The sequence below is a fragment of the Onishia taeanensis genome, assembly GCF_013349955.1.
Lineage (GTDB): Bacteria > Pseudomonadota > Gammaproteobacteria > Pseudomonadales > Halomonadaceae > Onishia > Onishia taeanensis_B.
In genome coordinates this window covers 242,919-266,251 of sequence record NZ_JABVXC010000004.1, presented here as the reverse complement: position 1 = coordinate 266,251, position 23,333 = coordinate 242,919, and the positions used below count along the sequence as shown (strand labels likewise).

Genomic DNA, 23,333 nt, shown 5'->3' with positions numbered 1-23,333 from the left:
GGCTTTTTAGTGGCCAGTCATTGAGTTAGTGGCACTGACCTGTCAGTAGGCCATGCAATGGATGGGCAAGAGCAGTACTTGGAAGGCGACCCTGAGCTCGCTCTGTGGGCTGGGAGGTGGGCTGGTGAAAATCTGACCATGATGAGGATGGCGAGGCAGTGCCCCACCTCGGTACTCGCTCTCCCATGAATCTTCACAGCGTTATCCACAGAATCTGTGCATAAGTCCCGACTGGGCTGGAAAGTCCTCGTGAAGCGGGTAGAATGCGCTCCGTCCTACCTAGCCTCCCTGGTTCAGGCCTTTCGAGCCCGTATGCAGAGAGGCTATTAGCTGTTGTCTCGGTCCTCGAGGCTCGGCTACAGGTCGTCACGTTTGATCGTTATCGTCATTGCCATCGTCCTGATGCATGACCACTTTCGTTACCGTTGGGGAGAGCGTTTGGTGCGTAGTCTGCCGGCAACCCTGCCGATCCTGTTCGTCTGTGAAATCAGCTTCCTGCTGGGCCATGGCTTGATCATGACCCTGCTTGGTGTGCGTATGTCGTTGGAGGGCTTCCCCTCGCAGATGGCTGGCCTTCTGATGTCGAGCTTTTCGTTCGGCTTCGTGATCGGTAGCTACTGGCTCGAAAAGCGTATTCGCGCCGTGGGGCATATCCGCGTCTTCGCTGCCTGCGCGGCGACGCTCGCGGTCACCGCCATGCTGCATGGCCTCTGGGTCAACCCTTGGGCCTGGCTGGTATGGCGGGTCTTCGGCGGCGGTGCCACGGCGGGCCTGCTGATGGTGATGGAATCCTGGGTGTCCGGCGAGTCCAGCAACGATAATCGCGGCAAGGTGCTGGGCTGGTATCTGGTCTGCTCGACGCTGTCGCTGGCCGGTGGTCAGTGGCTGCTGAATATCGCCGACCCCGCGACCATGGTGCTGTTTTCGGTCGCGGGTATGCTGTTTGCGATGTCGCTGGTGCCGCTGTCGATCCACCGTATCCATGGTCCCAAGGCGGCTCAGGAGCTAAAGCCCCAGAAGATCAAGGTTCGAGAGCTGTTTCGGCGCGCCCCGGTAGGGTTGGTGGGGGCCTTCACTGCAGGCCTCATGGTGCAGGCCTTCTTTGCCATGACGCCTTACTACGGCCAGGAGATCGGCCTGTCGACCGGTCAGACCGCCCAGTTCATGGCGATTACCACCCTGGTGGCGCTGTTCGCCCAGTGGGGGCTTGGCCGTCTTTCTGATCGTATCGACCGCCGCAAGGTGATTCTCGCCATGGCGGCGATCATGGCGGTGTCCGGGGCCTTCATTTCGGTGGCAGCAAGGGCCGATTACCTGATGCTGCTGTTAGTGGCAAGCTTCCATACCGCCATGCTGCACACGCTCTATTCCTTGAGCCTTGCGCACACCAATGACTGGCTCGAGCCCGAAGAGATCGTAGCGGCCAACGGCAAGCTGATGATGGCCTATGGCGTCGGCTCGATCGTGGGCCCCTTCGGTGCCTCGCTGGTGATGCAGCTGATTGGTCCCGATGGCCTGTGGTTCTTCCTCGGGGCAGTCGCGCTGGCGCTTGCCGGCTTCATCAGTCTACGACTCTTCATGCGCCGAGGGTCCGTCAAAGAAGTGGAGCAGGAGCCCTTTGTGGCGATGCCGGTGCTGGAGACCCAGCATTATCTGAATGAACTCGATCCACGTCACGAGCCCGTGCAGTTCGAGCTGGACCTGCAGGGCGAGTCGCTCTCGGATGAGGATCGCTACACGCGAGAGGAAGAGCAGCCAGAGCCGGCCACCACGGCGGCGTGAGGAGGTAGCAGTAACACGCCCAAGCCCATGAGAACGGGCCTGGGCGCTGCATGACGATGGCCAGTCGCGCTCAGGCGTGGCGGGTAATCATTTCGTCGAAGCTCTCTTTCGGCTGCACCCCGGTCAGTGCCTCTACCTTGCCGCCATCCTTGAACAGGGCGATGGTCGGAAGACCTCGCACGCCGTTCTTGGCGGCAAGATCGGGCGCATCATCGACGTTGATAGTGACGACCTTGAGGGCATCGCCGCGCTCCTCGGCGATGGACTCGACGACTGGGTCGAGCATCTTGCAGGGGCCGCACCAGGGTGCCCAGAACTTCACCAGTACCGGTGTGTTGCTGTCGATGACATCCTGCGTGTAGTTGCTGTCGGTAACCGCTAGCAGGTTGGCCATGTATCTCTCCTCTTTGGGCATCGGGTAATGCATGCCGAATGTTTGAAAACGCGTCGTCTGACGCCAGTGCACCCACCTTAGCGCTTTGGGAATTTAGTTCGCAAGCTCATTTTTGCATCCGCCTGCTCATTTGACCAGATCGTATGACGTCGTTGGTCAGCTCCTGCGGGTGGGAAGCGGGTCAGAGAGTCCGGCTCAGTCCCTGTCCGGTGCGAAGTCCGGATCAGCGTTACGCTTGCCATGGTGCAGTTTCGCCAATGGATGGGGACTCGTCTTTGCTGAGCGTCAGATCGAAGGCAGTCAGGATGCTGGGGTTTTTTGGTTTGATCGAAGATGGGAAATTCATGATGCCCTTAGTCTTAAGCCATGCAAGGGCGACCTGTGCGGGGCTGGCATCATGCGTGGAGGCAATATGTTCCTTTCAGGTGCCTGACACCGGCGCGTTTCAGCTCCGTAATCATCCCGAGGCCCTTCATCAGTAGGCGCGGGTTGCGCAGCGCTCCACCCAGATGGCGGAACGCTCGCATCTTATTGTCCGCCGGCGTGGTGTCGAGCAGAGCTTCGACCGGGACACCGGCACGGGTCAGTTGGACCGCGATCAAGAGCAGGAGTGGCCCGCTGAAAGCCATCGAGGACCGTTGGAGAAAGCCGCTTTAAGACCGACGGCTGGGGCAATTAGATGTCATGTAGCTTTTTTGCTATGTATGCCTGTTAGCATCATTTGCCGAAGGCTGTCTTCTGGTAAGTCTCAGGCAATCGGTGCTGCGCTTGAATCACCGTAGTGTCGCGGCTAGCGGTGACTGACGATCATCACGCTGACCTGGGGATATGCGAGAATCAGCTTTTGACCAAGCCGCCAGTCGACACTGGCTGCCTCCTGAATCCTGGCTGGAACCCCTGACATGAGCGATGCCTACTACCTTCATCTCACCGATCGGCTGCGTGATCTTATACAAGACCCCGAGGCCTTCGAGGATGACCGTTTGCCGTCGGAACGGGTATTGGCGGAGCGTTTCCATACCACTCGTGTCACCCTGCGCCAGGCATTGGCGCAGTTGGAAGGGGAAGGGCGCATACATCGCAGCAACCGTCGTGGCTGGTTCGTTTCGCCTCCGCGTCTCGACTACGATCCAACTCGCGATGCCGGCTTCAATGATTACGTGAAGGCCCAGGGGCGTCGGCCGCGCACCGAAGTGTTGCTCACGGATATACGACCCCATCGACCGGCAGCAGAGGCCCTGGGCTTGCCCCTCGATCAGCCGTTCCACCATATCCGTCGCCGCCGGTTTGTGGACGACCGTGCGGTGCTATCCGAGTCACTCTGGGTGGTGCCTGAACGCGCGCCGCAATTGCTTGAGGGTGACTTCACCCATTCCTTGTGGGGCCAGCTGCGAGGGCGTTGGGGACTGACGCTGGCTCACCGCTCCCTGCGTCTCTACTCCGAGGCCATACGCGAGCAAGAGGCGGAGGAGCTGGGCGTCGCCGCGGGCACCGCGGGGTTGTGTGTGAGACGGACTATCCTCGACGAGCAGCGTCGTCCAGTGGAATACGATGAAGAGCACTGGCTCCACAATGCTCTGTGCATCGCGGTGGAATTGGAAAACTCTGTCTAATTAAACGAAATGCGCTTCACTAAGCCTTCAAGATTCTGTCATGGGGCTGTCATGGGGCATCGCCAAACTCTTGGTATATACCAGATAGGTAATCACTTATCTGACCTTCACCAAGAACCGGAGAGTCCCATGTCCTTCTTCACTCGCACCCTGCTGGCCAGCGCTATCGGCATGACATTGTCTACTGCTGCCCAGGCCGCTACCGAGCTGACCGTCTACACCGCTGTCGAAGCCGACGATCTGCAGAAATACGCCGAGCGCTTCCAGCAGGCGCACCCGGATATCGAGATCAACTGGGTGCGAGACTCCACCGGTGTGATCACCGCTCGCCTCTTGGCCGAGAAGGATAATCCCCAGGCCGATGTGATCTGGGGCCTGGCGGCCACCAGCCTGCTGGTGCTGGAAGAAGAGGGTATGTTGGCCCGCTATGCCCCTGAGGGCGTCGACGCTCTGGACCCCAAGTTCGTCGACCCAGCTATCCGCGAGGGCAAGGACCCGGCTTGGGTCGGGATGGACGCCTGGGTCGCGTCAATTTGCTACAACACCATCGAAGGCGAACGCCTTGGCGTACCTAAGCCCGGCTCCTGGGAAGACCTCACCCGTCCTGAGTATGAAGGGCACGTGATCATGCCCAATCCCAGCTCCTCCGGCACGGGCTACCTCGACGTCGCCAGCTGGATGCAGCTTTGGAACGAGGAGGGGGCCTGGGACTATATGGATCGCTTGCATCAGAATATCTCGCGCTATACCCACTCCGGTTCGGCTCCTTGTAACCTCGCCGCTTCCGGTGAGGCGGTGGTGGGTGTCTCATTTGCCTTCCGTGGTGCGCGCCTCAAGTCTCAGGGTGCACCGGTCGAACTGGTCTTCCCCACAGAAGGCGTGGGCTGGGACATGGAGGCTGCGGCCATCATCGAGGGTAGCGACAAGCGTCATGCAGCCGAGACCTTGCTCGACTGGGCGGTGACCGAGGAAGCCAATGCGCTCTATAACGAAGGGTATGCGGTCGTGGCCTATCCGGGCGTGGCACAGCCCATCGATAACTATCCCGCCAACATCACCGAGCTGATGATCGATGCCGATTTCAATTGGGCAGCCAATAATCGCGATCGCCTGCTCCAGGAGTGGCAGGGCCGTTATGACGGCAAGTCCGATAGCCAGTAACTAACTTCGCTATTCTTGTGATCGCCCCGGCGTGTTGCGCCGGGGTCGGGAGTATTTCGTCATGACCACCCTGACCGCCCCTGTATCACCTACGGCTCATGCCGCCGTTGCCGATGCAGGGATTCATCTCGAGATTGCCGGGCTCAGCAAACGTTTCGGCCATTTCACTGCCCTGCAAGATATCGATCTGACGATTCGTGAAGGCGAGTTCGTCTGCTTTCTGGGGCCTTCCGGCTGTGGCAAGACAACCCTGCTGCGAGCCATCGCGGGGCTGGCCCCCCAGAGTACGGGGCGCATCGTTCAGTGCGGGCGCAACATCTCGCGCTTACCGCCCCAGGCACGAGACTTCGGCATCGTCTTCCAGTCTTATGCGCTCTTCCCCAATCTGACGGTCTTCGACAACGTGGCCTATGGGCTGCGCAACAGGCGCGATGATCGTCACCGGATGCGTGAACGGGTAGCCGAGCTGCTAACTCTGGTAGATCTGGTCGGCAGCGAGGGCAAGTATCCGGCAGCACTGTCCGGGGGACAGCAGCAGCGTGTTGCGCTGGCGCGTGCGCTGGCTACCGAGCCAGGATTGCTTCTGCTGGATGAGCCGCTATCGGCTCTCGACGCCCGGGTGCGTGTGCACCTGCGCAGCCAGATCAAGGCCCTGCAGGCCCGCTTGGGTGTGACCACCATCATGGTGACCCACGACCAAGAGGAGGCCCTGGCCATGGCTGACCGTATCGTGGTGATGAATCACGGCGTGATCGAGCAGGTGGGCACGCCGGCCGAGATCTATCGGCATCCCGCCAGCGCCTTCGTGGCCGAGTTCATCGGTAGCATGAACTTTCTGGAGTGCTGTCCTGAGGGCGAGCAGAGCCTGCGGCTCGGCCAGCGTCGTCTGGATTGCACGACCCATGAGTGCGCCGATCTGGAGCAGGCGCGACTGGCCATTCGTCCCGAGGCCGTGGAACTGTGTGGCCGTGACGAGGGACTGTCGGCGCGGGTGGAGCACATCGAATTCTTGGGAGCCTTCCTGCGCGTCAGCCTGACGCTCGAGGAATGCCAACAGGCATTGACGGCGGACATCGCCGTGCGCGATGGCGATGCGCTTGGCCTGACGCCGGGCATGACCCTTGGGGTGCGATTGCCGGCCGAGGCGATGCGCCTCTTCCCTAGCCAGGAGGCGCGGCCATGATGGTAGGTATGCCTTCCTGGTCCCGGCGCTGGTCCGGCGAATCCCTGATCCGTTTGTTGGCACTGCTGCTGGCCCTCGGCCTGCTGGTGGTGGGCCTGCTCTTCCCGCTGGCGGCCATGCTAGTCAAGAGTGTTCAGGATCGTGCCGGTGACTTCGTGGGCCTCGCCAACTTCGCGCGCTACGTCCAGACGCCGGCCCTGGCCGGCTCCATCGTCAACTCCCTGACCATCGCCCTGACCAGCACCGCGGTCGTGGTCGGCCTGGCCTTCCTCTGTGCCTATGGCCTGACGCGTACCTGCATGCCCGGCAAGCGACTGTTCCGCATGCTGGCCATCCTGCCGATCCTTGCGCCCTCGCTATTGCCGGCCATCAGTCTCGTCTATCTGTTCGGCAATCAGGGCTGGTTTCGCGAGGTGCTGATGGGGGAAAGCATCTACGGCCCCATCGGCATTGTCATGGGGCTGAGCTTCTGGATATTTCCTCATGCCCTGATGATCCTGGTTACGGCCCTGTCCAACAGTGATGCGCGCCTCTACGAGGCGGCCGAGGCCCTGGGGACCCCGAAGTGGCGCAGCTTTTTTACCATCACGTTGCCGGGCGCGCGCTATGGCCTGATCTCCTGTGGCTTCGTAGCCTTCACGCTGGCCATCACCGACTTTGGTGTGCCCAAGATCATCGGCGGGCAGTTCAGCGTGTTGGCCACCGACGTCTACCGCCAGGTGGTGGGGCAGCAGAACTTCCAGATGGGAGCGGTGGTCAGCGTGATCCTGCTGTTGCCGGCCTTGCTGTCCTTCGTGGTGGACCGCTGGATCCAGCGGCGTCAGGTGGCCCAGCTCTCGGCACGGGCGGTGCCCTGGCAACCCAGCCCCAGCCCCATGCGTGACTGGACCTTTGCCACGATCTGCTATGGAGTGGGGGCGATCATCCTGCTGGTGATCGGTACCGCCATCTATGCCTCTCTGGTGCAGTTCTGGCCTTACAACCTGTCGCTGACGTTCAAGCACTACGCCTTCGAGGCGCTGGCCGGAGGAGGCTGGACCTCCTGGGGCAATTCGCTGAAGCTCGCCTTCTCTGTGGCGACGATCGGCACCCTGGCGATCTTCTTCAATGCCTGGTTGATCGAGAAGAGCGAAGGCTACCGCCCGCTGCGTCAGGGTCTGCACTTCCTGGCCATGTTGCCGATGGCGGTACCGGGCATGGTGTTGGGTCTGGCCTATATCTTCTTCTTCAATCAGGCCGGCAATCCGCTGAACTGGATCTACGGCACGTTGATCATTCTGGTGCTCAACACCTTGGTGCATTTCTACACCGTCTGCCATCTCACCTCGGTGACAGCCCTGAAGCAGCTTGACCCCGAGTTCGAGGCGGTGGGGGCGTCGCTGAAGGTGCCTTTCTGGACCACCTTTTATCGCGTGACTCTGCCGGTCTCACTGCCTGCGGTGCTGGATATCTCGGTGTATTTGTTCGTCAATGCCATGACCACGGTCTCGGCGGTAGTCTTCCTCTACACCAGTGACACACGCCTGGCCTCCGTGGCGGTGATGCATCTGAACGAGGCCGGCTACTTCGCCAGTGCAGCGGCAATGGCGGTGCTCATTTTCTTCACGTCTCTGGGCGTCAAGCTGGCGCATGCGGCGATCAGTCATCTGCTGTTGACCCGGGCCCAGCGTTGGCGTCAGGCGGGCTAGGCCCGCCTCCACATTTTTTTTGTCTAACATTTCTGGTATATACCAATGACCATGCCCAATTCCGATGCCTACCTGCTCACCCCAGGACCGCTAACCACCAGTGCAACCGTCAAGGCGTCTATGCAGCGCGACTGGGGCTCCTGGGACGACGAATTCAATATGATGACCGCGGAGATCTGCCGTCGCCTCTTGGCGTGTGCCAACGCCAGCGAACGCCACGCCTGTATCCCCGTTCAGGGCAGTGGCACCTTTGCGGTGGAAGCCGCGCTCGGCACATTGATCGACGCTTCTCGTACTACTCTGGTGCTGGTCAACGGCGCCTATGGCAAGCGCTTGGTAAGCCTGCTCGAGCGAATAGGCCGCCCCGTTGAGGTGATGGAGTTTGGCGATGCCGCCCCGTATGACCCGGCAGTTGTCGAGGCGTACTTGGCGGCCAATCCGAATATCGGCTACGTCGCTTTGATCCACTGCGAGACCAGCTCTGGCATGCTCAACCCCCTGGCGGCCATTGCCGAGGTGGTGGCCGCTCAAGGCCGCGAGCTGATCATCGATTCCATGAGCGCCTTCGGCGCGCTCTCGGTGGATGCCGAGCGCCTTCCCTTCCTGGCGTTGATCTCATCGGCCAACAAATGCTTCGAGGGCGTGCCCGGTTTCGGTTTCGTGATCGCGCGCCGCGACGCCTTGGAGGCCGCCGAGGGGCGCTGTCATTCCCTGTCGCTGGACCTGCATGATCAGTGGCGTTACATGACCCGAACCGGTCAGTGGCGCTATACGCCGCCGACCCACGTCGTGGCCGCCTTCTTGCAGGCCATGAAGGAGCACGCCGAAGAGGGAGGAGTGTCAGCACGTCATGCGCGCTACGCCGCTAATCGAGAGCGTCTGGTCGCCGGCATGCGTGAACGAGGCTTCGAGACCCTGCTGGAAGATCGCTGGCTCTCGCCGATCATCACCACCTTCCTCAGCCCGGCGCATCCGAACTTCGACTTTTCGCGCTTCTATACCGAACTCAAGGCACACGGCTTCATCATCTATCCCGGCAAGCTCACCGAAGTAGAGAGCTTTCGCATCGGCAGTATCGGTCGCATCGACATCCAGGTGATGGACCGGCTGTTGAGCGCCATCGACACGGCCCTGGGCACCATGGACGTTGATGACGCCCGTCCTGCCCACTGAACACGACCCACTGGAGATTGACCGATGCAATACCGCACTCCCGAACGCCTGCAGGGCGTCATCCTTGATTGGGCCGGCACCTTGGTGGATTTCGGCTCCTTCGCGCCCACCCAGATCTTCGTCGAGGCCTTCGGAGAACTGGGCGTCGCGATCAGCCTGGATGAAGCGCGCGGCCCCATGGGGATGGGCAAATGGGACCATATTCGCACCCTGTGTGATGAGCCTGCGATCGCTGCGCGTTTCGAGCAGGCCGTGGGCCATAGCCCCACCGATGATGACGTCACTTCGCTCTATGAGCGCTTCATGCCGCTGCAGGTTGCCAAGATTGGCGAGCATTCGGCACTGATTCCCGGCGCGCTTGAGGCCATCGCCGAGCTGCGCGAGCGCGGCCTGAAAGTTGGCTCTTGCTCGGGCTATCCCGCGGTAGTCATGGAGCATGTGGTGGCGCAGGCGCGAGAGAACGGATTCGAGGCCGACCATGTTGTGGCCACTGACGAGGTGCCAAACGGACGCCCGCACCCGGCTCAGGCCCTGGCCAACGTGATCGCCCTGGGGCTCGAGGACGTGGCAGCCTGCGTCAAGGTCGACGACACCGTGCCTGGCATCCTGGAAGGGCGTCGGGCCGGCATGTGGACCGTAGCGCTGACTTGCTCCGGCAATGCGCTGGGGCTTGATCATGGAGCCTATTGCGCTCTGCCAGAGGCTGAACTGGCCGAGAGACGCCGCCGCATCGAGGCACAGTTCGCCCCGTCGGAGCCGCACTTCATGATCGATACCATCGCCGAACTGCCAGGGGTGGTCGCCGAGATCGATGCCCGCCTGGCGCGTGGCGAGCGGCCCTGATCCATGCGGTCCCGGCCGCTGGCTGGGACCATCATGCTATAAGGAGAGTGTCATGCGACCCTTCTGGTTAGATCAGGCTCTGGCGGCGGAGTGTGATGAACCGGCGCCGCCACTGGATCGGGACCGGCGTGTCGACGTCTGCATCGTTGGTGGTGGTTACACCGGGCTATGGACCGCCATTATGCTGCGCGAGCAGGCACCCAGCCTGCGGGTAGTCCTGATAGAGGCTGATATTTGTGGTGCTGGCGCCAGCGGCCGCAACGGTGGCTGCGTGCTGGGCTGGGCCAGCAAGTACCCGACTCTGCGGCGACTATTCGGTGAAGAGGAAGCCCGTCGGCTGGTTGTCGAGTCCGAGCGCTGCGTGGGAGAGGTCGGCGACTTCTGTCGCCATCACGGCATCGATGCCGAGTTTCGCCAGGATGGCACCCTGTTCACTGCGACCAATCAGGCTCAGCAGACAGCGGTGTCGCCCTTGATGAATGACTTGGTTGAGCAGGGCATCGGCAGTTTCACGTTGATGAAAACCGCAGAGGTAAAGCGACGCAGTGGCTCGCAGCGTCATTGCCAGGGATGGTTCTCGCCCCAGGCGGCCACTGTCCAGCCGGCCAAGCTGGTACGAGGCCTGCGTCGAGTGGCACGAGCGCTAGGCGTCGAACTGTTCGAACAGACACCCATGCAGGCCCTCGATCAGGGCCGTCCGGCTCGAGTGCACACACCGGGCGGGAGAGTCGTCGCCGACAAGGTGGTGCTGGCGACCAATGCCTGGACGGCCAGACTGTTGCCAGCCTTTCGTCGTACCATCGCCATCGTCTCGAGCGACATGGTAATCACCGAGCCGATGCCCGAGGCGCTGGCCGCCACGGGATTGTCAGATGGTGTCTCGGTGCTCGACTCACGCACCTTCGTGCACTACTACCGCACCACCCCCGAGGGTCGCCTGATGCTGGGCAAGGGCGGTAATACCTTCGCCTTCGGTGGCCATGTGCATGGAATCTTCGATCGGCCGTCTCGGTATCGCGATGAGCTGCGCCAGAGCCTGACAAACTTCTTTCCGAGCCTTGGCGAGGCCTCGATGGCGGCCAGCTGGACTGGCCCCTCGGATCGGTCGGTGACGGGGCTGCCATTTTTCGGTGCGTTGCCAGGAGCAGCCAATGTCGTTTATGGCTTTGGCTATTCCGGCAACGGCGTCGGGCCGACGCGGATGGGCGCCAAGCTGCTCAGCGCCTTGGTGCTGGAACACGACAACGCCTGGCATCGCTCGCCGCTGGCTCAAGGGCCGCTGGGTCGTTTCCCTCCCGAGCCGGTGCGCTATCTCGGGTCCCTGGTGGTCCGTAATGCCATTCGTCGCCAGGAACGGGCCGAGGAGCTTGACCGGCCACCCCATCTCTGGGACCGCTGGCTGGCCGGCTTCGCTGCGGCTGCGGGCAAGTCCGACAAGCTCGCCTCATGAGCGCGCTGGCACTGAGTCTAGTGCTGCTGTCCGTCTGTCTGCACGCCGGCTGGAATCTTCTGGGCAAGGGGCGTGCGCCGTCACTCGCCTTCTTTGTGCTGGCGATGGGCTGCGGTGCCCTGATGCTGTCCCCGATCCTATGGATGGGGCCGTCGCCGGCGGCACTGCCTCCCGCTTTCTGGGGTTGGCTGGTCGCCTCAGGCCTGTGCCAGATGCTCTATATGGGTGGTCTGGCCTGGGCCTACGCACGTGGTGAAATCAGCGTGCTCTATCCCATCGCCCGCGCCTTGCCGGTGGTGCTGGTGCCGCTGGTCTCGGTGGGCGTGCTGGGCAGCCGGGCCCTTACGTCGCTGGATATGCTCGGCATGGGGCTGATCCTGATCGGCGCCTTGTGCCTGCCTTTGACCAGCCAGCAGGCACTAAGCCCCTCGACCTACCTGACCGCGGCATTCGGCTACGCCTTGCTGGCGGCGGTGGCCACTGCCGGCTACTCCCTGATCGATAATCAGGCTCTCTTGCTGATGGTGCAGAGCGGCCATTCCAGTTTCTTGGCCGGCGGACACTTCATGGTGCTCCAGGCCCTTGCGACCTGTGCCTGGGGCATACCGACGGTGCTGTTACTTCGCGTCGAACGGCGACATCTGCCGTCGCTCTGGCGGCAGGAGCGCATTGCGATACCACTGACCGGCATCATGGTGCTGTCGACCTATGGTCTGGTGCTGGTGGCGATGGCGCTCACCGAGGAGGTGAGCTTGGTGGTCGCCATGCGTCAGCTGTCTATTCCGCTTGGCGTCCTGCTGGGGGTCTGGTGGCTGCGAGAGCGGGCTGCACCGGCCAAGTGGCTTGGCACCGCATTGATGCTCGCTGGCTTGTGGGTGGTCGCGCTGCCCTGAGCCGGCTCACGTCAATTGAGCCGGTGCGTGTCAATCATCGTTCCCCGCCCGCGCGGGCGGGGAACGGTCAGACTGCTAGACGGGCGTGGCCCTCGGCCAGTCGCCGCACCCTCGGGGCGAAGTGCTCGAAGCCTGGCGTTTGTTGTCCGGGCTCCTTGCCGGCATCGTCCAGCCGACGCACCTTGAGGATGGCCTCCAGGTGGGGGTGTTGGGCGAAGCGCTCCACCTCATCGCCCCCCATCGCCCCACCCTGCAGGCGCAGGGAATGCTGCGACGCGCGGGACAGTCCCTCGGCGTAGCTCGGTTCCACCGCACAGAGATAGCGCTTGGCCGCCACATGTTCGCGGATGCAGGCAACCACGACCGGTGGCAGGTGATCTTCCACCAGGGCCGCTCCACTGCGTTCGTGGCAGCGATCTTCGGTGTCGGTCAGGGCAAAGGTGCCGAGGTGGCCGGCGAAATGGCCGATATCGTGAAGCAGGGCGCCGACGATGATCTCGTCACTCTCGCCTTGCTGTTCGGCCAGCCAGGCGCCCTGCAGCATGTGTTCGGCCATCGTCACCGCCTCGCCCAGGTAGCTCTTGGCGCCCTGATCGGCGAAAAGGGCGGAGAGTCGATTGACGACGGTATCTGCTGTGCTGGTCATGCGTTATCTCCTTGGGCATCAGCTTCCAGGCAGGCCAGGGTGGACAGTAGACTGTCACGATCGGCATAGCAGCCTTGCAGCCAGCGAGAGCCTTCTCCCGAGTAGCCGGTGCGCGCATGCAGTACCCGAGTGTTGTCGACCAGGAAGGCCTCGCCGGGGGCCAGCTTGAAGGTCACTCCCATCTCGGGGGACTCGAGGAGTTCGCCGAGCCGGCGATAGGCAGCGTAGTAGGCGGCCATGTCGGCATAGGGAATGTCGGTGAAGGGGGCCGCTGAGCGGTTATTGAAGCGGATGCCGATCAGCTCGCCGTCCGGCGCCAGTTCGATCATCGGGCGCCGGGCTTGCAGGCAGACATCCCCCATGCCGCGATACTCGAAGCGGGCGCAGTAGCCGGCCAGCAGCTCAAAGCCGCGCGGATCCTCCTCGCGCAGGCAGTGGGCAGCAAGAAAGCCATCCACCACCCGGTTGTCGCCACCGGCTGCTGAGTTTTCTAGGCAATACAACAGTTGTAGGGTTGGCACAGGGTCCCGGTAGGGATTATCAGTGTGGGCCGGCAGGCTGAGGCCGGTGAAGGCGAGATTGGTTGGTGCGATCTCGCTGCGGACCTCGAAATAGCGGCCGTAGTTAGTCTCGCGGGTGAAGCCGAACTGTGCCACCACCGCTAGCAGGGCGCCGTCCTCGACCGGCCCCCCCGTGAGCTTGCCGATGCCGTAGCGGCGAATGTCGGCTAGCCACCGGCGCTTCGTGGCGGCGTCGTTGCCGAGGGCCGTGATATCGGTACAGGGCAGGTGCTCGGCCAATGAGGCATCCCAGGTCTCGCGGTGCGCATCGAGCCAGCCGCGACGAGAGGACGGTTCACAATCATAGGCATGCTGCCAGAGCCAGGTGCTGTCATAGGCGAATGTGCGCGCCTCAGGTGCCATGGCCACGATCAGGCGCCCCGCCTCCACGTGCGCCTCGGTTAGTCGGAGGGTGGCGGGGATATCGGTGAGGCTGATGAGGCGCTGGCCGTTGTCGAGGGAACGAGTGGCGGCGTCCTGGGCGTTGTCGCGTAACCAGACGGCGTGGAAGCGGCGCCGCTCGCCCTGTTGGAAGGTAAGGAGGACGGCCTGGCCGTCGTCGATCAATTCGGCGGTCTCGAGCATGGGGATCTCCATGACACTTCAGAAGAGTGGATGCCTGGCCATTTGACGTCGTCGGTGGCATAACGACAATCAACGATTATTGGGATGAGAGGGCGATAATATTTATGGCTGAGTCGACGGCGCTGTTGCCTTCACTGGAATGGGTGCGGGTCTTTGAAGCGGCCGCGCGACTGGGCAGCTTTACTGCCGCGGCCCGGGAGCTGGGGCTGACCCAGGCCGCCGTCAGCCAACGCATCCGGCACTTGGAGGAGCGGCTTGGGGTGTCTTTGTTCGAGCGTCAGGCGCGGGGGGTGACGCTGTCGCTGCAGGGCGAGGCCTGGTTGCCCCATGTGCAACAGGCGCTAGAGCGGTTGACCCATAGCGCTGACAGCCTCTTCGCGGCTCCACGCACTCGGCTTAGCTTGATGGCCTCGGTATCGTTGATCGAGCTCTGGATCGTGCCGCGCCTGGCTGAGTTGCAGGCAGTGTTGCCTAGGCGGCAGCTGCTCCTCTCGACCATGCATCGCTGGCCAGACTACGCCCAGGCGGAGGCCGACCTGGATATTCGCTTCGGCGAGGGTGACTGGCCGGAGCGTGACAGTCAGCGGCTTTTCGGTGAGGTGCTAGCGCCTATGGCGACACCTGCGCTCCTGGCCACCGTCCCGGACTGGCGGCAACTGCCGAGGATCGCCGTGGCTGGGCCACGGCTCGGCTGGCGGGAGTGGGACCAACAGTGCGAGGAGGCTCCCGGCCCCATGCCGGTGGTGCGCCTGGATAGCCTCGTTCAGGCGCTGCGTGCCGCCGAGGCCGGAGCGGGTGTGCTACTGGGGTCGTTGCCGCTGTGTGCCTCGGCGCTGGCATCCGGGCGCCTTCACCGGGCCAGCCAGGAAACGTTGCCCATGGCCGAGGGGTACTGGCTAACGCGCTGCCTCGATCGGCCCGCCGGGCGCGAGTTCGAGCAGGTGCTGGCAGCCTTGCGGCACGAGGGGTGATGGCTATCTGACGTGTTCGGCCACCTGTGAGCGGTCAAGCGCCGGAGAGTAGCGCGCCTTCCACCAGACCGAGGGCCACTGTGGCCGACACGCTGAGCAGGGTGCCTAGAAGCACGTACTCTGTGAGCTTGCGATCGCTGCTTTCGCGTAGGTCGCCGAAGCGCAGCACTGACTTCTCGGTCAGCAGGAAGCCCACTGCAGTCATCTCGTCCAGCAGTACTAGCGTCAGTACTAGGAAGCGCTCGAGCATGCCGATGCGGGCTCCTGCGGCAGCGAGAGTCCCGGGCTCGTTGACTTCATCGCCCCAGGGGCGCATGGCCTGGGCTATGGCTATCGGACGTGTCACTAGGAGGTAGGCGCCGGCCAGAGTCAGGGCTTGTGGGGTGGTTATCTAGGCGGCGACTTCTAAGAGGGGCTGTATGCCGCCCAGTTGAGCCACAGCCCCGGGCCCACAGGAGGCCCGGGCAGACAACCAAGTCCGTTTCAGGCCTGCACGATGCTCGTTTGACCGCGACGATCCAGCGTGCCGGACAGGCGGGTCAGGACCAGTGCCAGGATGACGATGCCGGCGCCGATCCAGGCGGTGTCGGTAAGTGCCATGCCCTCGACGACGTGGCCGCCGACCACCGAGCCCAGGGCGATACCAATATTGAAGGCAGCGATGTTGAGGCCGGAGGCGACATCGATGGCTTCGGGGACGAAGCGCTCGGCCTGTTGCACCACGTAGACCTGCAGGCCCGGCACGTTACCGAAGGCGAAGGCGCCCCAGACCAGTACGGTCAGGACCGCGGCCACCGGGTGAGTGGCGGAGACCGTCAGCATCAGCAGGATGGCGATCAGGCCCGTGAAGATCAGGGTCAGGGCGCGGATGGGACCCATGCGGTCGGCCATCTTGCCACCGTAGATGTTGCCGACGGCCACCGAGGTGCCGTAGACCAGCATGATCAGACTGACGGCGTTGTTACCGAACCCGCTGACGTCCTGAAGGATCGGCGCCAGGTAGGTGAAGGCGGTGAAGGTGCCGCCATAGCCCAGGATGGTGATCAGGTAGACGAGCAGCAGGCGTGGATGAGTGAGTACCTTGAACTGCTGGCCAAGTGTGGCAGGCACGGACTGCTTGAGATTGCGCGGCACCAGCAAGGCGCTGCCGATCAGGGCCAGGGCGCCGAGCGCCGAGACCACCAGGAAGGTGGCGCGCCAGCCGAAGTTCTGGCCGATCCAGGTGCCCAGCGGCACACCGGTGACCAGGGCCACGGTCAGGCCGGTGAACATGATGGCGATAGCGCTGGCTTCCTTGTCTTTGCTGACCAGGCTGGTGGCGATGGTCGAGCCAATGGAGAAGAACACGCCATGGGCCAGGCCGGTGAGAATGCGGGCCGTGATCAATGAGCCGTAGCCGGGCGCTTGCCAGGCCAACAGGTTGCCGGCGATGAATAGGGCCATCAGCCCCAACAGCACCAGCTTGCGATTGCATCTTCCTGTGAGGGCGGTCAGTACCGGTGCCCCAATGGCGACCCCCGTGGCGTAGAGGCTGACCAACAGGCCGGCCGAGGGCAATGAAACCCCCAGATCCTGAGCGATGGTGGGCACCAGACCGACGATGACGAATTCGGTGGTGCCGATGGCAAAGGCACTGAGCATAAGTGCGTACAATGCGATGGGCATGGCAGAGCTCCTTTGATGAGCGTTCGAGGCGTGTGAACGCCGCAGAGTCTGCGCCTGCTATCTTGTGCGATAAACGGGGGTAAAATAAAAACACTTTTACAGAAAACGTAATAGTGTGGAGGGGGGATAATGAGGCGACGAGGGGGCGAGGAGAGAGCATGCAGAGTCGTACCGAGGATCTTCGCCTGCTGGTGGCGGTGGTCGACAGCGGGGGCTTCAGTGCGGCGGCAAGGCTGGCGGATGTGCCGGTTGCCAAGGTATCGCGCGCCGTCCAGCGCCTGGAGCAACAGCTCGACACCCCCTTGCTCAATCGCACCACCCGCAGCGTGACTCTAACCACCGAAGGGCGCGCCTTTGTCGAGCGCGTGCGGGAAGGCCTTGCTGTGCTGGCGCAGGCGGAGGAGCAGACGCGCTTGAGCCGCGAGCGGCCCAGCGGCCCGCTGCGGGTGGATGCGGCCACCCCGTTCGTTCTTCATCAGTTGGTACCCCTGATTGGGGCCTTTCGCGAGCAGTATCCGGGGATCGAGCTAGAGCTGTCCGCGTCGGACGATATCATCAACCTGCTCGAGCAACGCACCGACGTGGCGATTCGCATCGGCAGCCTCGAGGACTCCACCCTTCACGCCCGGATGCTCGGCCGCTCGCCGCTGCAGCTGGTGGCCAGCCCCTCTTATCTGGAGCGCCATGGGGTGCCGTCCAGCCCAGCCGGGCTGCGGGACCATCAGTTGTTGGGATTTCTGAATGCCAACAGTCTGAATCGCTGGCCAGTAGAGGGGCTGACTCAAGAGGGCGCCAACATCAGAGCGCAGTTGAGCACGTCCAGTGGTGAAGTCATGCGACAGCTATGCCTTGCCGGCGAGGGGATCGCCTGCCTGTCACGCTTCATGATTCAGGAGGATCTTACTCATGGGCGTCTGGTCAGCCTGCTGGCCGATCGCATGCTTAGCCCCCACCGACGCGAGCAGGTCCAGGCGGTGTACTACCGCAACACGGCCCTTTCGTCACGCATCGGTGCCTTCCTGGATTTCATTACGCCGCGGCTGAGACTGTGATCCTGAAGCTTGTCATGACGAGCTCCATTTCGCTGGCATGGAAGAGCTCAGGCGAGTTCACAGCGGGTGTGCTGGGGGAGCAGCAGCTCGGCTGAGCGGTCATGCTTGCCCGGCAGGCAGGATTGGATCAGCGCCAGGCCACCCAGGGTAATGCGATGCTCGTCGCCGCCGGCGAAGGCGAGCCGCTGTGAACAGCTCGGATAGAAGCGGTAGTTGAGCAGTGCCGATACCGGGAAGACGCCGTGATGGCGATCGCTACTACTGTCCAGGCCCGCTTGTTCCAACTGTGCATCCAGCGTATTGAGATCGCTGCCCAGGCGATCGCAGTCGAAGCCAGCGTGGTGAAGTCGTGGTCCCATCACGGCAAGCCAGGCCGCCAGCGGATGAGCGCGCTGCAACAGGCAGAACATATTCCAGTCAGGCATTGGCCAGGGCCGGCCTCTTGCCAGCAGGTTCTGGCCGCCTGTGTCTTCTTGAAGTGCTTGGGCGACCAGTGCCTGGAGAATCTCCCGAGGCTCACGCGTCAGGGTGCCCAACTGAAGTTCACCGAGCACCAGCCAGGGGCCGTTGTCGGGGGGCGCATAGAGTGAGACCAAAAGGCCTCGATCAGCCATCGCATGTCGCTCTTTCGCGCGATAGCCGAACTGGGTGAGTGTGGGCAGCAGCTTGGCCGCGGCAAAGGGGCCATGGTTCAGAGTCAGCAAGGCGAGGAACTCGGGCTCGCTGCCCACCGGCCACAGCCGCAGGCCACCGATCTCCGGGTGCAGGTGGATGTAGTCCAGCCACAGCTGTTGGAGAAATTCTTGGCGTTGCATCGGACGCTCTCTCCCTGACGTCGAGCCTTCGAGTATTCCACTGAGTATAGGTGCAGCAGACCTCTAGGCTTTCAACGCGAGCCAGACGCAACCAACGCGGAGCACTATCGCCTTTTACCCGTATATGAAGACAGCCGCCCTTGGGCGGCTGTCTGTCAAGCAGCCAGCGTCCGTATGGCTGCCTGCTTGCTAAGCTATTCACGAACTCGCTGTTACGAAGGTGCTTATCAAGTACCTATCAATCAAGTACCTATCAAGCACCCAGGAAGTGAGTACGGGGTACTGTTCACGAGTTCGTCCTGAAAGGTTCCGGCGCTCTTACTGTTCCGCGCTTTCCGGCATCAGGGCATTGTCGCTCACGTATTGGTTGAACTCGGTGAAGCCACCCACGTGGGTCTGATCCACGAAAATCTGCGGTACGGTTTCGACCGGCTTGCCGATGGTCTTTTCCATATCGGCCTTGCTGATGCCTTCTTCATGGATGTCGATATAGCGAAAGCCACTGATGGCGCCGACATCGCTCAATTTATCGGCGAGCTCCTTGGCACGAACGCAGAAGGGGCAGCCGGGGCGACCAAAGATAACAACAAACATGTAGGGCTCCTTAAATAAACGTGATATGTGACGGGATCGATTTGAATATGGGCACATTGTTCACCAATGTGCCGGGGGATGCCAATAGAGTCTGGCTACGTCGACTATTGCAGGCTGCTATAGCAGAGCCGAGCGGCTATCGTCTTAGCCGGTCTCGTGTCGGTCTTCATCGGCGCGCACCAACAGCTTGACCAAGTCGCCATGGATATCCGGGGCGCTGACCAGCAGATTTTCTCCGTAGAGGTCTTCGGGAATGCTCGACGGGCATGGATACAGATGGCCGGTGCGGGCGCCAGCCTCGCGAGCGATCAGGACGCCGGCGGCAAAGTCCCAGGGAGAGACGCTCTCGTAGTAGGCATCGAGGCGGCCGCAAGCCACATTGCACAGGTCGAGGGCGGCGGCACCGTTACGACGCACATCCTGACAGTACTCGAGTACGGCGGCCAGGCGACGGATCAGCGGCGGCCGACTATCGCGGCGATAGGGAAAACCGGTGGCCACCAAGCTGTTAGTTAGCTGTGACGCGCGGCTGACGCGAATACGCTCGTCATTGAGCCAGGCGCCCTGGCCGCGCACTGCGGTAAAGGTTTCGCCGAGGAAGGGCGCATGGACGACGCCGATCTCGATGTGCCCATCCTTGACCCAGGCGATGGACACCGCCACGTGAGCAAGGCCGTGAGCGAAGTTGACGGTGCCATCGATGGGGTCCACCACCCAGAGGGCGCCCGACTGTTCAATGGCGCCGCGATCGGGGGAGAGTTCCTCGGTCAGCCGTGCTTCGCCGGGGAAGTGCTTTTCGAGGGCGCGACCGATCAGGGTGTCGACGGCGACATCGGCATCCGTCACCAGTTCGTTCCCGGCTTTGTAGCGCTGGGAGAAGTCCTGTGACTGACGGGCGTCGATGATGGCCTGGCCGGCCTGTTTGGCGATGTCGATGGCGATCTCGAGGCGTTGGGCAGTCTGCATGGCGGCTCCGCGGCGGTGAGGGGAGGTTGGTGTCGTCGAAACTCGTATTCTAGCATTACGTGTCGCTTATGGCGTCTCCGGAGATCTCATGCCACGTTCATTGCTCGGCCTCTATTTTTAACGCGGCCTTTGTCTCCCGCTATGGATTTGACGTGTCCCACTTAACTTGGGCGCCATTCGCTGACTTGCACCGATCGCCCTATATTCCTGCTCTATGTGCCCGCCCTATGTGCCTAGCGCTTTCGTCTGACGCCCCGTATATGTTGCAGCGCCGCACTGGTGTTTTCCGCAAGCCTCATCGTATGCTGATTCAGGATCTCCGCCGTGCGGAGCGTCATGCCTTTTACAGGAGTTAGCAATGAGTAGCACGTCACAGGAGACATCGCCGCGAGTTGCCTTGGTCACCGGGACTACCAGCGGTATTGGGGCAGCAGTGGTCGAGGAGTTTTGCCGCCAGGGGCATCAGGTACTAGCGGTGGATTTCAACCCCGATGGTCAGGCAGTGGCCGACGCGGCTGGCGCGGTCTTCTTTCAGGCGGATCTGACCGATGGAGATGCCTGCCGTGCGGCGGTGGCAGAGGCGCTGCGTCGCTTTGGGCGCCTGGATATCCTGGTCAACAATGCCGGTATCCAGCATGTGTCCAGCATTGAAGAATTCCCGGAGGCCAAGTGGCGACAGATCATCGACCTGATGCTGACGGCGCCCTTCCTGCTGACGCAGGCGGCCTGGCCGTCGATGCGTGAGGGAGGATGGGGGCGCATCATCAACATCGCGTCTGTGCACGCTCAGGTCGCGTCACCCGGCAAAGCCGCCTATATCAGTGCCAAACACGGCATGATTGGCCTGACCAAGACCGCGGCACTCGAGGGGGGCAGTCAGGGCATCACGGCCAACGCCATCTGCCCGGCCTATGTGAAGACCCCGCTGGTCGATAATCAGATTGCCGATCAGGCCAAGCTTCATGATATGAACGAGCAGCAGGTGATCGAGCAGATCATGCTCAAGAATGCCGCGGTCAAGCGCCTGATCGAGCCGGGCGAGGTGGCATCACTGGTTGCCTACCTGGCCTCGGAGCTCGCTGGCGCTGTCACCGGGGCGAGCTGGAACATCGACCTGGGCTGGACCGCTCAGTAGCGGTGTCAGGCCGGCTTTCGGGCAAGGCCTCGCCGGTTTTCCGGTAAGACGTGGGGCTAGATCTAGCCTAGCGTCTTACCGGGTGTTTCTGCAGCTTGCGCTGCAGGGTGCGACGGTGCATACCCAACGCCCGAGCCGTCGCCGAGATGTTGCCATCATGTTCCTGAAGCACCTTCTGGATGTGCTCCCAGGTCACGCGATTGATCGAGGGGGGATTGTCGGCGACTTCGGCATCCGGATTGCCATCCTGGTGCTCCAGGGCGGCCAGAATTTCATCGGCGTCGGCAGGCTTGCACAGATAGTTCGCCGCGCCGAGCTTGATCGCCTCCACGGCGGTGGCGATGCTCGAATAGCCGGTGAGTACCACTACCCGGCAGGCCGGGGCCAGCTCCAGCAGCTCCGGCAGGAGCTTTAGGCCTGAGCTCTGTTCAAGCTTCAAATCCAGGGTGGCGATCTCGGGCGGTGACTGTCGGGCATGTGCCAGGGCCTGTTCGGCATCGTGGGCCACCATGACCTCGAAACCGCGACGGCTCATGGCCCGCTGCATGACATGGCAGAACATCTCGTCATCGTCGATGATCAGCAGGCGTTGTGGCGTCTCTGACATGTTGTCCTCGTCTCTGATCTTTCTGCGTGCTGGCGCGCGCTTGATACGGTCGGGAAGGTGGCATTCTTGCGGCTAGGCTGGCGTGCCCAGACCCTATTCAGGGCCCTCAGGCTCTTTTCAGGCCTGGCTCGTATCCCGCCTGGGCAGCTTGACCTCCGTCAGGGTGCCCCCTTCCTCATGATTGTACAGGCTGACATTGCCACCGAAGCGGTTAATAGTGGCATGAGTGAGCACCAGGCCGATTCCCATGCCTTTGGACTTGGTCGATATGAAGGTTTCACCGAGCTGGTCGGCAATCGACAGGCTAACCCCTGGGCCATGGTCACGAATATCGAAGATCACCTCGTTGGCATCCCAGTTCAGGCTGATGACGATGTTTTCTGGGTTAGCATCTGCGGCATTGTTGAGCAGGTTCATCAGCGCCTGTTCCAGGGTCGCGTCAACCGCGAGCTCCGGCTTGCCGCGGCGTCCGGCTATTTCCAGCTTATGGCTGACGTCTGGCCGGACCACCAACCAGCGCTGCACCACGCTCGAAAGCCATTCCTCGGCTACGCGACTTTCGGGCTCACCTAGACGCCGCCGGTCGGCATTGGCGACCAGTTGCTGAAGTCGTGTCTTGCAGGTGTCGACCTGCGCTCTCAATAGGTCGATATCCTCGATCAGCTGTGGCCGGTCGCCGGCATCCTGACGCATCTCCTTGAGGAGCACCGCCATGGTCGATAACGGTGAGCCCAGCTCATGGGCGGTGCCGGCGGCCTGGGTGGCCACTGCCAGTACCTGTTCATTGCGCAGCGCGGCCTCGCGGGTACGTGACAGGGTCTTCTCCCGGCGCCGAAGGGCATGCGCCATCTTGAAAATAAAGAAGGTCACCAGGCCTGCCGACAGCCCGAAGTTGATCCACATTCCCAGTACATGAAGGCTGATGTTGTTGGCGATCACGCCGTTGCTCAGCTGGGGGACCTGGTCGAAGAACAGCATCAGGAAGGTGTACCCCGCCATGGCGCCGCTGGCGATGATCCAGGCATATATCCAGGGCAGAGTCGCAGCGGCAATGGTCACCGGTACCAGGTAGTAACTGATAAAGGGGTTGGTGGAGCCGCCGGTGAAGTAGAAAAGCAGGGTAAGACCGGCCACATCGACCATCAGGTGCAGCAGGTATTCCGTATCCGTGACGGCCCGCGGTCGGCCTAACCGCCACCAGGTGGCAACGTTCATGAGACCCATGGCGACAATCACGGTAATAATCGGCAGCACGCGCAACTGAAAGCCCAGGACTTCGATGCCGAAGATGATGGCGCCCAGGAAGCCGGTCCAGGTGATGCCTCGGACGATCGTCAGTCTTACCAGGTTGCGGTTGGGGGTCGACAAGGGTAACGGCAGGGCGGCTTGAGCGGCGTGCATGATGGCTCCGTTCCGGTAATGGCTGCATGATACCGCAAACCCTGATGGCTGCATCAGCCAGGGCGGCAGGCGGAAGCCTGTTTTGCATAAAAATGCCGCAACCGTGCAGGTCGCGGCATTGCTGCTTATGGGTATCGGGCATGAATACCCAATCAG

Annotated in this window: 22 protein-coding genes; 12 read left to right on the top strand and 10 right to left on the bottom strand. The window is 62.3% G+C overall.

The genetic code is table 11. The features are described 5' to 3' along the window. The first annotated feature begins 372 nt into the window (after positions 1-372). Entirely contained in the window at positions 373-1,782 is a 1,410-nt protein-coding gene (locus tag HUS66_RS07665; RefSeq protein WP_254628734.1) for an MFS transporter, read from the top strand. A 70-nt stretch (positions 1,783-1,852) separates the two neighbouring features. Here the strand turns inward: HUS66_RS07665 and trxA are convergent, their stop codons facing one another. Next, a complete protein-coding gene (trxA, locus tag HUS66_RS07660; protein ID WP_175070321.1) occupies positions 1,853-2,176 on the bottom strand; it encodes a thioredoxin in 324 nt (107 codons plus the stop codon). Positions 2,177-3,078: 902 nt separating this feature from the next. Here trxA and HUS66_RS07655 point away from each other — a divergent pair. The 8 genes from HUS66_RS07655 (at position 3,079) to HUS66_RS07620 (ending at position 12,180) form a co-directional block, all read left to right on the top strand. Then, entirely contained in the window at positions 3,079-3,789 is a 711-nt protein-coding gene (locus tag HUS66_RS07655; protein WP_175070320.1) for a UTRA domain-containing protein, read from the top strand. Positions 3,790-3,918: 129 nt separating this feature from the next. Next, complete coding sequence (locus HUS66_RS07650) at positions 3,919-4,950, top strand: putative 2-aminoethylphosphonate ABC transporter substrate-binding protein (RefSeq protein ID WP_175070319.1); 1,032 nt, start codon at positions 3,919-3,921, stop codon at positions 4,948-4,950. Between the two features lie 61 nt (positions 4,951-5,011). Beyond that, positions 5,012-6,133, top strand: coding sequence for a putative 2-aminoethylphosphonate ABC transporter ATP-binding protein (locus HUS66_RS07645; RefSeq protein WP_175070318.1), 1,122 nt, complete (start codon positions 5,012-5,014; stop codon positions 6,131-6,133). After that, positions 6,130-7,821, top strand: a complete 1,692-nt coding sequence (locus HUS66_RS07640) for a putative 2-aminoethylphosphonate ABC transporter permease subunit (protein WP_175070317.1) — start codon at positions 6,130-6,132, stop codon at positions 7,819-7,821. The genes HUS66_RS07645 and HUS66_RS07640 overlap by 4 nt, the downstream gene beginning before the upstream one ends. A 45-nt stretch (positions 7,822-7,866) precedes the next feature. Then, positions 7,867-8,994 (top strand): 2-aminoethylphosphonate--pyruvate transaminase, encoded by a 1,128-nt coding sequence (locus HUS66_RS07635; RefSeq protein ID WP_175070316.1) that lies wholly within the window; start codon positions 7,867-7,869, stop codon positions 8,992-8,994. A 24-nt stretch (positions 8,995-9,018) separates the two neighbouring features. Further along, positions 9,019-9,837: a phosphonoacetaldehyde hydrolase gene (phnX, locus tag HUS66_RS07630; RefSeq protein WP_175070315.1), complete on the top strand. Its 819-nt coding sequence runs from the start codon at positions 9,019-9,021 to the stop codon at positions 9,835-9,837. 52 nt (positions 9,838-9,889) lie between these two features. After that, on the top strand, positions 9,890-11,287 hold the full coding sequence (locus HUS66_RS07625) for an FAD-dependent oxidoreductase (RefSeq protein WP_175070314.1): 1,398 nt from the start codon (positions 9,890-9,892) through the stop codon (positions 11,285-11,287). After that, positions 11,284-12,180, top strand: a complete 897-nt coding sequence (locus HUS66_RS07620; RefSeq protein WP_175070313.1) for an EamA family transporter — start codon at positions 11,284-11,286, stop codon at positions 12,178-12,180. The genes HUS66_RS07625 and HUS66_RS07620 overlap by 4 nt, the downstream gene beginning before the upstream one ends. 67 nt (positions 12,181-12,247) lie before the next feature. Here the strand turns inward: HUS66_RS07620 and HUS66_RS07615 are convergent, their stop codons facing one another. Both HUS66_RS07615 and tmpA read right to left on the bottom strand, forming a co-directional pair. Then, positions 12,248-12,826: an HD domain-containing protein gene (locus HUS66_RS07615; protein WP_175070312.1), complete on the bottom strand. Its 579-nt coding sequence runs from the start codon at positions 12,824-12,826 to the stop codon at positions 12,248-12,250. Continuing rightward, positions 12,823-13,971, bottom strand: coding sequence for a 2-trimethylaminoethylphosphonate dioxygenase (tmpA, locus tag HUS66_RS07610; RefSeq protein ID WP_175070311.1), 1,149 nt, complete (start codon positions 13,969-13,971; stop codon positions 12,823-12,825). The genes HUS66_RS07615 and tmpA overlap by 4 nt, the downstream gene beginning before the upstream one ends. A gap of 104 nt (positions 13,972-14,075) precedes the next feature. Here tmpA and HUS66_RS07605 point away from each other — a divergent pair, with 104 nt between their 5' ends. Continuing rightward, on the top strand, positions 14,076-14,942 hold the full coding sequence (locus HUS66_RS07605) for a LysR family transcriptional regulator (protein ID WP_175070310.1): 867 nt from the start codon (positions 14,076-14,078) through the stop codon (positions 14,940-14,942). 34 nt (positions 14,943-14,976) lie between these two features. Here HUS66_RS07605 and HUS66_RS07600 read toward each other — a convergent pair whose 3' ends face one another. Both HUS66_RS07600 and HUS66_RS07595 read right to left on the bottom strand, forming a co-directional pair. Then, a complete protein-coding gene (locus tag HUS66_RS07600) occupies positions 14,977-15,288 on the bottom strand; it encodes a hypothetical protein (protein WP_254628733.1) in 312 nt (103 codons plus the stop codon). Positions 15,289-15,425: 137 nt separating this feature from the next. After that, positions 15,426-16,607: an MFS transporter gene (locus HUS66_RS07595; RefSeq protein WP_175070309.1), complete on the bottom strand. Its 1,182-nt coding sequence runs from the start codon at positions 16,605-16,607 to the stop codon at positions 15,426-15,428. A 158-nt stretch (positions 16,608-16,765) separates the two neighbouring features. Between HUS66_RS07595 and HUS66_RS07590 the strand changes: the two genes are divergently transcribed. After that, positions 16,766-17,659 carry a LysR family transcriptional regulator gene (locus tag HUS66_RS07590; protein ID WP_175070308.1) on the top strand — a complete coding sequence of 298 codons (894 nt, stop codon included), beginning with the start codon at positions 16,766-16,768 and terminating at the stop codon, positions 17,657-17,659. A gap of 47 nt (positions 17,660-17,706) precedes the next feature. On the opposite strand, the gene HUS66_RS07585 is transcribed toward HUS66_RS07590, so the two are convergent. The 3 genes from HUS66_RS07585 to HUS66_RS07575 form a co-directional block, all read right to left on the bottom strand. Beyond that, a complete protein-coding gene (locus HUS66_RS07585) occupies positions 17,707-18,474 on the bottom strand; it encodes a DUF1338 domain-containing protein (RefSeq protein WP_175070307.1) in 768 nt (255 codons plus the stop codon). A 318-nt stretch (positions 18,475-18,792) separates the two neighbouring features. Beyond that, entirely contained in the window at positions 18,793-19,068 is a 276-nt protein-coding gene (locus HUS66_RS07580; protein WP_175070306.1) for a GrxA family glutaredoxin, read from the bottom strand. Between the two features lie 144 nt (positions 19,069-19,212). Continuing rightward, positions 19,213-20,034, bottom strand: coding sequence for an inositol monophosphatase family protein (locus tag HUS66_RS07575; RefSeq protein WP_175070305.1), 822 nt, complete (start codon positions 20,032-20,034; stop codon positions 19,213-19,215). A gap of 358 nt (positions 20,035-20,392) precedes the next feature. On the opposite strand from HUS66_RS07575, the gene HUS66_RS07570 reads away from it, so the two are divergent. Further along, the gene (locus tag HUS66_RS07570; protein WP_175070304.1) at positions 20,393-21,169 is read left to right on the top strand and encodes a 3-hydroxybutyrate dehydrogenase; all 777 of its coding nucleotides are present in this window, start codon (positions 20,393-20,395) and stop codon (positions 21,167-21,169) included. Between the two features lie 67 nt (positions 21,170-21,236). Here the strand turns inward: HUS66_RS07570 and HUS66_RS07565 are convergent, their stop codons facing one another. Then, positions 21,237-21,776: a response regulator transcription factor gene (locus tag HUS66_RS07565; RefSeq protein WP_175070303.1), complete on the bottom strand. Its 540-nt coding sequence runs from the start codon at positions 21,774-21,776 to the stop codon at positions 21,237-21,239. A gap of 117 nt (positions 21,777-21,893) precedes the next feature. Continuing rightward, positions 21,894-23,177, bottom strand: a complete 1,284-nt coding sequence (locus HUS66_RS07560) for an ATP-binding protein (protein WP_175070302.1) — start codon at positions 23,175-23,177, stop codon at positions 21,894-21,896. Positions 23,178-23,333: the final 156 nt, after the last annotated feature.

Excerpts from the sequence above, each read along its gene's own strand:
- HUS66_RS07590 (WP_175070308.1), top strand. The coding sequence starts at position 16,766 with ATGCAGAGTCGTACCGAGGATCTTCGCCTGCTGGTGGCGGTGGTCGAC.
- trxA (WP_175070321.1), bottom strand. The coding sequence starts at position 2,176 with ATGGCCAACCTGCTAGCGGTTACCGACAGCAACTACACGCAGGATGTC.
- HUS66_RS07570 (WP_175070304.1), top strand. The coding sequence starts at position 20,393 with ATGAGTAGCACGTCACAGGAGACATCGCCGCGAGTTGCCTTGGTCACC.
- HUS66_RS07565 (WP_175070303.1), bottom strand. The coding sequence starts at position 21,776 with ATGTCAGAGACGCCACAACGCCTGCTGATCATCGACGATGACGAGATG.
- HUS66_RS07585 (WP_175070307.1), bottom strand. The coding sequence starts at position 18,474 with ATGCAACGCCAAGAATTTCTCCAACAGCTGTGGCTGGACTACATCCAC.
- HUS66_RS07645 (WP_175070318.1), top strand. The coding sequence starts at position 5,012 with ATGACCACCCTGACCGCCCCTGTATCACCTACGGCTCATGCCGCCGTT.
- HUS66_RS07595 (WP_175070309.1), bottom strand. The coding sequence starts at position 16,607 with ATGCCCATCGCATTGTACGCACTTATGCTCAGTGCCTTTGCCATCGGC.
- HUS66_RS07615 (WP_175070312.1), bottom strand. The coding sequence starts at position 12,826 with ATGACCAGCACAGCAGATACCGTCGTCAATCGACTCTCCGCCCTTTTC.
- HUS66_RS07640 (WP_175070317.1), top strand. The coding sequence starts at position 6,130 with ATGATGGTAGGTATGCCTTCCTGGTCCCGGCGCTGGTCCGGCGAATCC.
- HUS66_RS07620 (WP_175070313.1), top strand. The coding sequence starts at position 11,284 with ATGAGCGCGCTGGCACTGAGTCTAGTGCTGCTGTCCGTCTGTCTGCAC.
- HUS66_RS07650 (WP_175070319.1), top strand. The coding sequence starts at position 3,919 with ATGTCCTTCTTCACTCGCACCCTGCTGGCCAGCGCTATCGGCATGACA.
- HUS66_RS07580 (WP_175070306.1), bottom strand. The coding sequence starts at position 19,068 with ATGTTTGTTGTTATCTTTGGTCGCCCCGGCTGCCCCTTCTGCGTTCGT.
- HUS66_RS07575 (WP_175070305.1), bottom strand. The coding sequence starts at position 20,034 with ATGCAGACTGCCCAACGCCTCGAGATCGCCATCGACATCGCCAAACAG.
- HUS66_RS07625 (WP_175070314.1), top strand. The coding sequence starts at position 9,890 with ATGCGACCCTTCTGGTTAGATCAGGCTCTGGCGGCGGAGTGTGATGAA.
- HUS66_RS07635 (WP_175070316.1), top strand. The coding sequence starts at position 7,867 with ATGACCATGCCCAATTCCGATGCCTACCTGCTCACCCCAGGACCGCTA.
- phnX (WP_175070315.1), top strand. The coding sequence starts at position 9,019 with ATGCAATACCGCACTCCCGAACGCCTGCAGGGCGTCATCCTTGATTGG.
- HUS66_RS07605 (WP_175070310.1), top strand. The coding sequence starts at position 14,076 with ATGGCTGAGTCGACGGCGCTGTTGCCTTCACTGGAATGGGTGCGGGTC.
- tmpA (WP_175070311.1), bottom strand. The coding sequence starts at position 13,971 with ATGCTCGAGACCGCCGAATTGATCGACGACGGCCAGGCCGTCCTCCTT.
- HUS66_RS07560 (WP_175070302.1), bottom strand. The coding sequence starts at position 23,177 with ATGCACGCCGCTCAAGCCGCCCTGCCGTTACCCTTGTCGACCCCCAAC.
- HUS66_RS07655 (WP_175070320.1), top strand. The coding sequence starts at position 3,079 with ATGAGCGATGCCTACTACCTTCATCTCACCGATCGGCTGCGTGATCTT.